Here is an 11,924-nt window from a genome sequence, read left to right on the forward strand (position 1 = left end):
TTAGCAGTTGAATCTTAATAATCAATAAGGAACCCAGTATGAAAACCCTCAAAGGTCCCGCCATATTTTTAGCCCAGTTTTTGGGTGATGAAGCGCCGTTTAATTCCCTAGAAAATATTGCCCCTTGGGTGGCGAGTTTAGGTTTTAAAGGTGTGCAGATTCCCACTTGGGATAAACGTGTATTCGACCTAGAGCAGGCGGCTAACAGTCTTGATTACTGCGAAAAATTCAAAGCCACTTTAGCGAAAAGTGGTTTGGTGGTAACTGAGTTGTCCACCCATTTACAGGGTCAGCTGGTTGCGGTGCATCCCGCTTACGATGAAATGTTCGATGGCTTTGCGCCAGAGTCAGTGCGCGGCAATCCCACTGCCCGCCAAGCTTGGGCAGTTGAGCAGTTAATGCTCGCGGCCAAAGCCAGTAAAAACCTTGGCCTTGCGGCTCATGCGACCTTTTCTGGCGCGCTCTTGTGGCCTTATTTGTACCCTTGGCCCCAGCGCCCGGCGGGTTTGGTGGAGGCGGGTTTTAGCGAATTAGCCGAGCGTTGGCTGCCAATTTTGGATGCCTTCGATGCGGCGGGTGTGGATCTTTGCTATGAAATTCACCCCGGCGAAGACCTGCACGATGGCGCCACCTTTGAGCGCTTTTTGAAGGCGGTAGACAACCACCCGCGCTGCCATATTCTATTCGACCCCTCGCACTTTGTGCTGCAACAGTTAGATTATTTGGGCTTCATCGATCGCTACCACGATCGCATTAAAATGTTTCATGTAAAGGATGCCGAGTTTAACGCCAGCGCGCAGCAGGGTGTTTACGGCGGTTATGAAAACTGGGTAGATCGCGCAGGCCGCTTCCGCTCCTTGGGCGATGGGCAGGTGGATTTCAAGCAAATTTTCTCTAAGTTCGCCGCTTACAACTATGACGGATGGGCGGTATTGGAATGGGAGTGTTGCCTGAAGCACCCCGAAGTGGGGGCTGCCGAAGGTGCGCCTTTTATCGCGCAACACATCATCAAGGTCACCGAGCGCGCCTTTGACGACTTCGCCAGTGGCGGTACTGACCATGCGGCTAATCGCCGGATTCTTGGTTTGAAATAGTTTTTACTTCGAGTGCAACCTAAGGTGACGCTGGCGTGACACGCCGCAAGTACATCCCTGTAGGCTCAACGTCGGCATCCATGCCTTCGACGGTCGCGCCTGCATCACCTTAGGGTGCTAGCGGCGCTTAATGTTCTTGCACTCTCAATGATAAAAAAGAGCCTTTTATGACAACTCCCAAAATTCGTTATGCCATGGTCGGTGGTGGCCGTGGTGCTTTTATAGGTGCCGTGCATCGTATTGCTGCGCGTATGGATAATCGCTTTGAGCTGGTCGCCGGTGCGCTTTCGGCTAATCCAGAAAATGCTAAGGCCTCAGCGGCGGATCTGCATATTGCGGAAGACCGCGCCTACACCTCTTATGAAGAAATGCTGCGTGTTGAGAAAACCCGCGCTGATGGTATTCAAGTTGTAGTCATAGTCACGCCCAATCACATGCACTTTCCTGTGGCCAAGGCTTGCCTAGAAGCGGGTATCAATGTCATTTGCGACAAGCCGGTCACGCGCACGCTTGAAGAGGCCTTGGAGTTAGAAAAGCTGGTCGCAAAAAGCGGCTGTTATTTCGCGCTTACACACAACTACAGTGGCTACCCCTTAGTGCGCTATGCGCGCGACATAGTGGCTCAGGGCAAGCTGGGTAAGTTGCGTGTGGTACAAGTGGAATACCCGCAGGAGTGGCTTACCGAAGCGGCGGATGCCGACAATAAGCAAGCCTCTTGGCGCACTGACCCAGCGCGCTCGGGAGCAGGTGGTTGCTTGGGTGACATTGGCACTCACGCCTTTCAGTTGGCGCGCTTTATCACACAGCAAAAAGTAAGTGCCGTTTGTGCCGATCTCACCAGCTTTGTGGAAGGGCGCCCAGTGGATGACAACGTGCATGTCATGTTGCGTTTTGACGGCGGTGCCAAAGGCATGCTCTGGAGTAGTCAGGTCGCGCCGGGTTGTGAAAATGGTTTGCGTATTCGTCTCTATGGCGATAAAGCGGGTATTGAATGGGCGCAGGAAAGCCCGAACGAGTTGTGGTTTTGTGAACTCAATAAACCGCGCCAGCGCATTACTCGCCGCGGCGATATCGGCAGCGACATAGCCGCGCGCGGCATGCGCACCCCCGGCGGTCACCCCGAGGGTTACCTCGAAGGGTTTGCCAACCTCTATCAAGACATTGCCGACATTCTTGGCGCACACGCTCAAGGCGAGCGGCACTATTTGCAAGATTGGGTGCCGAGTATCGACACAGGTGTAGAAGGTATGCGCTTTATTCAGGCCGTGCTAACCTCATCGCACGCGGATGGTGCCTGGACGCCGCTGGACTGAGTTGCGTGTTTGGCGCAATCAGGGCGCGTTAAGTCAACGCGCCTAAAAACTTAACGCCGTAAAACGCCAAATCTTTTACACAAAAGCATAGAAAAGTAGAAAGTGTAGAAAAGAATAAAACTTAGAAAAACGAAAGATTTAACCTGGAACCTTTAAAAGAAAAAATTAAAACCACCATCAATAACCAATAAAAAGGGTAACAACATGACCACATCCTCAACGGCTATGAATCCCCAGCGGCTGTTTACCGCATGCTGCGTAGCGCTAATTGTAACGGCTATGACCTTTGCCATTCGCGCCGGCATTTTGAGTGAACTCAGCGTCAGTTTTAATTTCAACAATACTGAGCTTGGCTGGATTAATGGGATGGCTTTTTTTGGTTTCCCTATTGCGATGCTATTCGGTGGTTTTATTTATAACTATGTCGGGGCGCGCACGCTTCTGTATCTTGCATTTATTTGCCACCTATTAGGTTTGGCGTTAACTATTAGCGCATCTGGTTTCTGGACGTTACTGCTGTCCAGTTTTTTTATCGGTTTTGCCAATGGCTCAGTGGAAGCCGCGTGTAATCCTTTGATTGCTGATATTTATCACACGCGTAAAACTGCCATGCTCAACAAATTTCATGTGTGGTTTCCGGGCGGTATAGTAATTGGCTCGCTGGTATCGGCCTTGATGACCAAATTAGGTTTTAGTTGGCAGCTGCAAATCGCGGTGATGCTCATCCCGACTGCGATTTATGGCTGGATGATCTTCGGGCAAACATTCCCCGAATCAGTAAACTCAGAAACCTCAACCGCTACCAATATCAAAGCACTCATCTCACCTTTGTTTATTTTTATGATGGTGTGCATGACTATGACCGCTATTTCAGAATTTGGCGCGCAGCAGTGGGTGGGTCGTATATTCGAATCGTCCGATGTGCATCCAATGATGGTTTTGGCGCTCACTGCAGGTTTGATGGCGCTGGGACGTTTCTTTGCTGGTCCATTAGTTCACGCATTTAATCCGGCCGGTGTGCTGGTAATGTCGGCTGTAGTAACTACCATTGGTTTGATTTTGTTGAGTCAGGCCTCTGGTTACATGATTTATTTATCGGCAGCAGTATTTGCCTTAGGTGTCACCTATTTCTGGCCAACCATGATTGGCTTTACCAGTGAATATATGCCTAAAACCGGTGCCTTGGGGATGTCACTAATGGGTGGTGCGGGCATGTTCTCTGTGTTCGTTTGGAACCCGGTGATCGGTGGGTGGTTAGACAATGCCAAAAAAGACGCTATTGAAAGCGGTGTTACCGGTGAAGCTGTTGAGCTGGTTGCAGGTCAGGCGACATTGCAGAGTTTAGCGATAATTCCCGGCGTATTAATTGTTGCCTTCGGCGTTTTGTTTATTTTACGTAAACATTTTGCGCACAACAAATAAGTATTTTTACGGATTCAAAAAAAGCGCCTTGGGCGCTTTTTTTGTGGTTGTCATTTGCTGCGCATAAAGCTTGGTATTTGTTATCTATAGTGTTTGACGACAAATAAGGGATCTAGGTCACACTTGCAGGTCTATCCTTGGTGTTTTCAAACAAGTGAGAGTACAAAGAAAGTGCGTAACCGCAGTGTGGGTATTTAAGAACTCAAAAGGATTTGAGCTTCAACCCTCTTTTTTCGGTCCTTCCTGTTCTGCCCTCTAATTCCTCTTCTCTATTTTTAGTCTTCTGATGTCAACCTCAGTCGCCTAAGAAATCTAGTGCTGCTCCAGAAGATCAATCCAATCATTATGAAGTAAATGATTGGTCTGATTTAGATGAGTTAATCGCAGATTTCAGCACTCTTAAGAAATACGACTTAAATAAAAAAACGCCGCAGAAAACTGCGGCGCAAAGGGGCTATGACACTGGGGTAATACTGGAGTTTTGCTTCAATAAATACTTACTGAGAGCTGCAGGTACTGGGCGACAAACAGCTTTTGCCGTTCTCCCAACCCCAGCCGCTGGTGGTGGTGGTGCACATGGGGTATGGGGTTCCGTACCAATTGCAGGTTGCCCCAGTTGCTGCCGATGAGCTGGCCGCTTTACTGCTTGCGGGTTTGCTGCTGGCTGGTGCGCTGCTAGCAGGTTTGGATGAGGCGGCAACAGAACTAGGGGGTGTGGTAGTGCCTGCAACGCCATAAGGGCTGGGCAATGCTGCACAGGTGGTGCGACCGACACAGCTCTGGTTACTTTCATAGCCCCAGCCGTTGCTCGTACTGATGCAAATTGGGTAGCTGGTCCCATACCAATTACAGGTGCCGCCGTTCGCAGTCGCAGTAGAGCTGGCTGCTTTGCTGGTGGTTGGGGTTGAGCTGGTTGCAGTGCCGCCGCCGGTGTAAATGGTGGCTAGCTTGGAGGTGGCTTTAATGCCGTTGGTGCCATTGATAAGAGTATTGCCCCAGCTAGTTAAAGTGCTGGCATTAAAGTCTTTTGCAATATCCAGTGCTGTCAAATCTGACCCGTTGCCCGCCCATGACCAACCTAAGTAGCCGTATTTATTTTCTTGGGCGCGTTTCATAATTGAGGCTTCGTCAACGTCATCACTAAAGTGGTTGGCAGCAAATTCACCTACTACGAGTGCTAAACCGTTGGACTTGAACTTGCTCATGTAGCTGCTGATGATGCTATCGCTGTTGTAAACCTGGTACATATGCACGCTAAAAATCACATTTTTGTTGGGATCTGCAGCTAAAACGCTGGGTGCGTTGTCGCGCATAATGTTTTCCCAATCCTGCCCCCAGTTGGCGGCGTCCACCATAATGGCGTGTTTAAAGCCAGCGGCACGTAAGCGAGTGATGGCGTCTTTATGGCCGTTGGTCCAAGCGGCAGCGGTTTGGCCATTGCCCATAGGCTCGTTGCCAATATTGATAATCACATAGTCTTCTTGGCCTATTAGCGTGCTCTTAATACTGATCCAGTAGTCTACGGCTTCGCTCAGTGTGGCGGCAGTTTGTTCACCTAGGCCGGTGGTGTCGTGTACTTCGAGTACCGCGATCAGTTTATTGGCCTTTGCTTGGGTGATGATGTTGCTCACCTCGGACGCGGGCGTTTTATTCCACAGCTTGCCGTTGGCGAGCACTACGCGCACGGTATTGGCGCCAGTTTTGCCGATGTCACTTAAAGAGCTGTTGGTTTTATCGGCATACCACGCGTGGGCGACATTGACGCCACGCATCATAAACGCGCTGCCATTGCCTTCGTAGACTGTGTCGCCGGATACATAAATACCGGCGCTCGCGTTTAGGCTGCAGAACGCTAAGCTGCAAGCGGCTAGGGTTTTAATCAATGATGTAGTTTTTTGCATAGGTAAGTCTCTTTATGATTATTGTGAGAAATCGTGGGCATCTGGTTTTTGGGGTGGCTGTTCAGCGGTGCTGAGAGCCTATGCCGGTATCTGACGTCGTTGTCCTAATATTCATCCTGACATCCTCTCCTTATAAGGGCTGTAACCGATTACATGTATGGAGCCAAAAAATATCAGTATTTATTTGAGCTGATGATCGAATTTTGTTGCTAACATAATGAATTGATTGGTTTTATTTTTCTGTTTTAAGAGTGGCTTCACCGGTGAATAGGCTTCAACTTGAGTATTTTGCCGCCAAAAATGTGTAACCGATTACAAAAATATGACATAAAGGTTCGATATGCAAGTTTTTGTAATGGTTGATATGTTGCTTGAGGTCTTTGGTAAAGAATTGTGTAGCTTGGTAACAGCTGAGTCGCGCAGAAGGTGAATATTCTTTCGCGCGGTCAGTGCTATTTAAGTGTTGCGCGCTTGGCTCGGCGCCATTCAGGGATCATTGAGCGTTATGGAAGTGGTTTTAGTTAAGATGCTGGGCGTGATAGCGCAGGTGATCTTCAATAAAGCTCGCGATAAAAAAGTAGCTGTGGTCGTAGCCGGGATGGCTGCGATAGTCGAGCGGGTGCTGCTGGTGGTTACAGGCATCAATTAAGGCTTGAGGCTGCAACTGCTCGCTTAAAAAGTTATCGGCCTCACCCTGCTCAATCAGTAAGTTCTGCTTCTTGCCCTGGTTGTTCTTAATCAATTCGCAGGCGTCGTACTGCGCCCATGCACTGTGGTCTAAACCCAAGTAATGGCTAAACGCTTTTATGCCCCAAGGGCAGTGGCTGGGGTTTACGATGGGCGCAAAGGCGGAGACTGAGGCATAGCGCTCAGGCTGACGCAGCGCCAGCACCAGCGCACCGTGGCCGCCCATGGAATGCCCGCTTATCGACTCGCGCCCGTTGAGCGGCAGTTCGCTAAAGACGAGTTGCGGTAATTCTTGGGTGATGTAGTCGTACATGCGGTAGTGGTCGGCCCAAGGCGCCTGGGTCGCATTCAGATAAAAGCCTGCGCCGCTACCGAAGTCGTAGCTGTCGTGTTCACCCGGTAAATTCAACCCGCGCGGGCTGGTGTCTGGGCAAATAATCGCAATGCCTAATTCAGCCGCGACGCGCTGCGCGCCAGATTTCTGCATAAAATTTTCATCGGTGCAAGTAAGGCCTGACAGCCACCAAAGTGCGGGGACTTTTTGGGTTTCTGCCTGCGGCGGCAAATACACCGCAAAAATCATTTCGCAGTTGAGGCTGGTGGATGGGTGCTTGTAGCGTTTGATCCAGCCATCAAAACTTTTGGTGGCGGATATTTCAGTGAGAGTCATTGTTGTGCCTATAAGGAATATTGCTAGAAATAATGGTTAAGGCTGCTCTTGATTTCTGTAAAACTCAATGACTTTGTTAGTGGATGTTTTGTAGCTACTGGCTACCCAAGAAGAGCATCGGTCTGTTACTAGTTTTCCGCGGTCTTCATATGCATAGATGACATATTCTTTATTTTCACTAAATGGTTGATTGCAAGGGGTAAAAAATTTTCCGCTCCATACTGTAAGTTTCTCATGGTGTGCACCTTTTAATAGCATGATGTTAGAAAACTTATAGCGATTTTTAGTAACGGACAAGAAAGAGTTTTTCCTGTCCGGTTTTGCTAGGAATATATAGGTTGAGTTTTTATCACTTCTCACAAGATCATCATCGGGAAAACCGCAGCTACATGCAAATACACTGCTTCCGTGAAATATAAACGCAATAAATAAATAGAATTTCATTGAACGGTCTCCTTTGTGTCGTATTGAGATCATTATTAAAAATGCAGCACCGTTCTAATGCTTTTGCCTTCGTGCAGCAAATCAAACGCCTCGTTGATCTGTTCGAACTTCATGTTGTGAGTGATGAACTCATCAATTTTTATTTCGCCTTTCATATAGCCCTCAACGTAGTCCGGCAGCTGGCTGCGGCCTTTTACGCCGCCGAAAGCCGAGCCTTTCCATACGCGCCCCGTCACCAATTGAAAGGGGCGAGTGGATATTTCCTGCCCAGCACCGGCCACGCCGATGATGATGGATTCGCCCCAGCCCTTGTGGCAGCACTCAAGGGCCGAGCGCATTACATTCACATTGCCGATACATTCGAAGGAGTAGTCAACACCGCCGTCGGTCATGTCCACGATCACTTCTTGAATTGTCCCCGTATGGTCTTTGGGGTTCACAAAATCAGTCGCGCCAAAGTCGCGCGCTAGGGCAAATTTATCGGGGTTCACATCAATCGCAATAATGCGTGCAGCGCGCGCCATTTGCGCGCCTTGAATCACGGCGAGGCCGATGGCGCCCAAACCAAATACCGCAACGGTCGAGCCGGGTGTGACCTTGGCGGTGTTGATCACTGCACCTATGCCAGTGGTAACGCCGCAGCCGAGCAGGCAAATTTTATCCAGCGGTGCGGTTTTGGATACCTTGGCAAGGGAGACCTCGGGCAATACGGTGTATTCCGAAAAGGTGGAGGTGCCCATGTAGTGAAACAGCGGCTTGCCGTCGAGGGAAAAACGGCTGGTGCCATCGGGCATTACGCCCTTGCCTTGGGTGGCGCGTACCGAACTGCACAAGTTGGTTTTGCCCGAGAGGCAGAACTTACATTTGCGACACTCGGCGGTGTATAGGGGAATCACATGGTCGCCCACCTGTAGGTCGGTTACGCCTGGGCCTATGGCCTCTACGATGCCAGCGCCTTCATGGCCGAGTACTGAAGGGAACAAACCTTCTGGGTCGGCGCCAGAAAGGGTGTAAGCATCTGTGTGGCAGACGCTGGTGGCAACAATGCGCACCAGCACTTCGCCGCGCTGGGGCTCCTGCACATCAATTTCGGCTAGGGTCAGTGGTTGGTTCGGGCCAAAGGCAATAGCGGCACGGGATTTCATCGGGTACTCCTTGCTGAAATAGGCCTTGAGGGGCCAGAGAATGAGGATTGGGTGTAAGCATCTTTCTTGTGTTGAGAGTGTAAACTATTGAGCTGTCGGCAATAAGCCGCTTAAAAATCACTTAATTATTGCTGTGGAGCAACAATGCAACATTGGGAAAGGGTAGAGGCATTTATCGAAGTGGTGCGTTTTGGTAGCTTTGCCGCCGCGGCAAAACAGCTGCAGGTGTCCAATTCACATGTGAGCCGCTTGGTGAGCCAGCTGGAGCAGCAATTGGGGACGCAGTTGTTGTATCGCACCACGCGCCAAATTCGTTTAACCGACGGTGGTCTCATTTATTACGAAAGCTGTCGCCATTTGTTTGATGGAGTGCGCGAGGCAGAGCTGCTGCTCCATCACCATCAAGGCCAGCCTACTGGCCTGCTAAAAATCACCGCCCCCGCGACCTTTGGCGATCAGTACATTGGCCCCTTGGTGAACGACTTTCAGCTGCGCTATCCCCAGCTTAAAGTGAATATGTATTTCAGCAATCGCCAAGTGGAATTGATTGATGAAGGTTTTGATTTGGGCGTGCGCATGGGCGTACTGCGCGAGTCGACGCTGGTGGCCAAGCGCCTGTGTGATCGGCGTGAATACATCGTCGGTTCGCCCGAATATTTAGCGCGCATTACGGCGCCGCAAACCCTTACCGATTTAGAGCGGCATAACTGCTTAGTGGGCACGCGCGGCAATTGGCTGTTAAGCCATAACGGCCAGCGTAAAGATCTACAAGTGCGCGGCAACTGGCACGGCAACTCCGGCTCAGCCATGTTGGATGCCGCACTAAAAGGTATGGGCTTGGCGCAGTTGCCAGACTATTACGTGCAGGCCTATTTAGCCGATGGCCGTTTAGTTGCGGTACTGAACGATTATCGTTTTTTAGATGCAGGTGTGTGGGTGGTGTATCCGCAGCAGCGGCATTTGGCCCCCAAGGTGCGGCTGTTTATCGACTTTTTAGCGGAGCAGTTTGCGGGCGGTATTGAGGGGCTGAAGGTAGTAAAGAATTGACGTTAACGAGAGCGGGTGAATAAATCACAAGTTCACAGGCATTTCGCCACTTCCTGTTGAATCGAGCCCGGGTATCTTGAGCTTGCTGCCTTAGAAAAGGAAACCATCCATCTCACGGAACTGGGAAGGACGTTCAGAAGAGGCAGAGCACCTAACAGACATATACGTCGCATTAGGGATAAACCACGTTGAAAGGACTTTCACCATGAACAAGACTCGCCAAATTTTCAATGCGCTCGCATTGGTTTCAGCTAGCTTTATCAGCTTCTCCGCCGCCGCCTTAGATTTCCCCCTGCGCAGCGACGACCTCAATCTTAATCATCGTTACTCCACCACCGATCACAGCTCGGGCGGCACCCAGTTATATGGCAAGGATATAGGCGCTGTCCGCTATATCGGCAATGACAAGTGGTCCAGTTTAAAAACGGATGGTGCGAGCGATACGGTTAATGCCAATTACTTGGTTTACGGCACCAAAATTCGCGCTATGGCCGCCGGTACTGTTGTCGGCTGCTGGCGCAATTCGCCCGAAAACGTTGCCAAAAGCAAACTGCAAAAAGTAGAGGATGGTTACATTGGCCGCGGCGGCAACCATGTGTGGATTTTGCAGGACGACGGCGTCTATGTGCTCTACGCTCATGCTCAACCTGGCACAGTGCCTAGCAGTCTCTGCCCGCATAATGCGACCTATCTCAGCAGCCCATCGTTCAACCCTTGGACTGAGGATGGCAAGGTGACCAACGGCGTTCGAGTGAATGCAGGTCAAGTGCTCGGTATTGTAGGTAACAGCGGCAATTCCACTGGACCACACTTGCATGTACATGCGGAGAAAAACGGTTCACCGATAGTGATGAAATTTGCCCATGGTATGACCACGCCTTACACCAACAGCAACGCCTCGGTCGCAGGCCCTTGGACTAAGTTGGCGGGAAATGCGCTACCCAATGGCAAGGTTTTGATTTGGGCACCGCATTCAGTAGGTAACTGGACGGTAAACAATATTCCCGACGAGCACTTCCAAAATTGGTTCAACCATATGGCCGACTCGGGCGAAATGATTGACACCTTGCCTTGCAGTTCCGGTGGTCAGATTTACAACAGTACTTGGATTCCCAGTAGCGGTTCTTGGTATGCCTACTTCGGGATGAATGTTTCTAGCTTTATTGCCAAGTCTGATCAACTGGCTTCACAAGGTTATACCAGAACTGGTTGGTGGTATTGCGGTTCGGTTTATACCGGTATCTGGCGCAAATGATAGCGGGTTATCGACCAAAGCGAAGTGCGCACAACGCAGTAGCGACGGTCAAAAGGTATTGCGGAAAATAAACATGGTTGATGGTGGGTTTTTACTTTTTGCGGCGGTATTTTTTAGCTGCGGTGTTTATGCCCACTGTTATTTTTATTTTACAGGTCTGCGCACTTAACTGGGTGTTACGGGCTTGTAACAAAGCTGTAAAGCTGACCCAAATTACTCCGCGTTCTTGTACATGTGCTGCGCACATTGTTACACAAAAAAAGCGGAGTAATTTGGAGCTGGTTGTAGCAGCGTTAGGCGAATTTGCTGAACGGATTGCAGCGCTTCCGCCAATAACCAAGCCAATCCACACTACGTTAAGGAATATAAAATGGGCATCAGAGAAATTTTAGCAGACCGTTGGTCGAAAGCAGGAAAACGTTCAGGCTCAAATGAATTTAAGTCTTTATCAACAGTCGATGCCTCGATCACTCTCCTTCGAGATGACGGGGAATCACTAAGAGCATCGAGTGAAGACGTTGGAGGAACAGAAGTTCAAAAGTTTTTAGGGCGTAGTTTTGAAGCTTTAGTAGTCCCGTCTTTTAAATCAGGGATACCTGATGAAGATTCTATTAGTGTCATAATCAGTGCCGGCAAGGAATTGTCTGAAAACGATGACTTTGTGAGGATTGTTACAAAAGACATGCCAGTAACGGGGCGAGGAGTTAGTGTTGGCGGTCCTTTGGTTGGGTTAGATCTCACTTTTCCTGCCAAAGTATCCTCTGCAGGTGGCTTTATTACCGGAGAGCTTTTCAGTAATGGCCATTATTATTACTGTGTTGTTGTGCTATTTATCGGCAAGAAGCAGATATAGCAACAAAAAACAGTATGTCGTCATTTTGATAAAACGACGAATGGCGGATGTCAACAATTTCTCCTTTAAAACACGTTTATTAGCCGTAAAAAA

Annotated in this window: 10 protein-coding genes; 6 read left to right on the forward strand and 4 right to left on the reverse strand. The window is 49.6% G+C overall.

The genetic code is table 11. From position 1 onward, the window contains the following. The first annotated feature begins 38 nt into the window (after positions 1-38). The 3 genes from AC0KUT_RS01990 to AC0KUT_RS02000 all read left to right on the forward strand — a co-directional run bounded on the left by AC0KUT_RS01990 (position 39) and on the right by AC0KUT_RS02000 (position 3,829). Positions 39-1,094, forward strand: coding sequence for a sugar phosphate isomerase/epimerase family protein (locus tag AC0KUT_RS01990; protein ID WP_488833123.1), 1,056 nt, complete (start codon positions 39-41; stop codon positions 1,092-1,094). 167 nt (positions 1,095-1,261) lie between these two features. Then, positions 1,262-2,407 carry a Gfo/Idh/MocA family protein gene (locus tag AC0KUT_RS01995; protein ID WP_488833124.1) on the forward strand — a complete coding sequence of 382 codons (1,146 nt, stop codon included), beginning with the start codon at positions 1,262-1,264 and terminating at the stop codon, positions 2,405-2,407. Between the two features lie 204 nt (positions 2,408-2,611). Then, positions 2,612-3,829 carry an MFS transporter gene (locus tag AC0KUT_RS02000; protein WP_488833126.1) on the forward strand — a complete coding sequence of 406 codons (1,218 nt, stop codon included), beginning with the start codon at positions 2,612-2,614 and terminating at the stop codon, positions 3,827-3,829. A 497-nt stretch (positions 3,830-4,326) separates the two neighbouring features. On the opposite strand, the gene AC0KUT_RS02005 is transcribed toward AC0KUT_RS02000, so the two are convergent. From AC0KUT_RS02005 to AC0KUT_RS02020, 4 genes are all read right to left on the reverse strand, one after another. Further along, the gene (locus tag AC0KUT_RS02005) at positions 4,327-5,730 is read right to left on the reverse strand and encodes a cellulase family glycosylhydrolase (RefSeq protein WP_488833128.1); all 1,404 of its coding nucleotides are present in this window, start codon (positions 5,728-5,730) and stop codon (positions 4,327-4,329) included. Positions 5,731-6,247: 517 nt separating this feature from the next. Beyond that, a complete protein-coding gene (gene fghA, locus AC0KUT_RS02010) occupies positions 6,248-7,087 on the reverse strand; it encodes an S-formylglutathione hydrolase (RefSeq protein ID WP_488833129.1) in 840 nt (279 codons plus the stop codon). 36 nt (positions 7,088-7,123) lie between these two features. Further along, positions 7,124-7,531: a hypothetical protein gene (locus AC0KUT_RS02015; protein WP_488833131.1), complete on the reverse strand. Its 408-nt coding sequence runs from the start codon at positions 7,529-7,531 to the stop codon at positions 7,124-7,126. Positions 7,532-7,566: 35 nt separating this feature from the next. Then, a complete protein-coding gene (locus AC0KUT_RS02020; RefSeq protein WP_488833133.1) occupies positions 7,567-8,676 on the reverse strand; it encodes an S-(hydroxymethyl)glutathione dehydrogenase/class III alcohol dehydrogenase in 1,110 nt (369 codons plus the stop codon). A gap of 144 nt (positions 8,677-8,820) precedes the next feature. On the opposite strand from AC0KUT_RS02020, the gene AC0KUT_RS02025 reads away from it, so the two are divergent. The 3 genes from AC0KUT_RS02025 to AC0KUT_RS02035 all read left to right on the forward strand — a co-directional run bounded on the left by AC0KUT_RS02025 (position 8,821) and on the right by AC0KUT_RS02035 (position 11,831). Further along, entirely contained in the window at positions 8,821-9,723 is a 903-nt protein-coding gene (locus tag AC0KUT_RS02025) for a LysR family transcriptional regulator (protein ID WP_488833134.1), read from the forward strand. A gap of 205 nt (positions 9,724-9,928) precedes the next feature. Further along, positions 9,929-10,978, forward strand: a complete 1,050-nt coding sequence (locus AC0KUT_RS02030) for a M23 family metallopeptidase (RefSeq protein ID WP_488833136.1) — start codon at positions 9,929-9,931, stop codon at positions 10,976-10,978. Between the two features lie 370 nt (positions 10,979-11,348). Further along, positions 11,349-11,831, forward strand: a complete 483-nt coding sequence (locus AC0KUT_RS02035; protein ID WP_488833137.1) for a hypothetical protein — start codon at positions 11,349-11,351, stop codon at positions 11,829-11,831. The last annotated feature ends 93 nt before the right edge of the window (positions 11,832-11,924 follow it).

Source organism: Cellvibrio sp. 25HG11W-0, assembly GCF_057815475.1.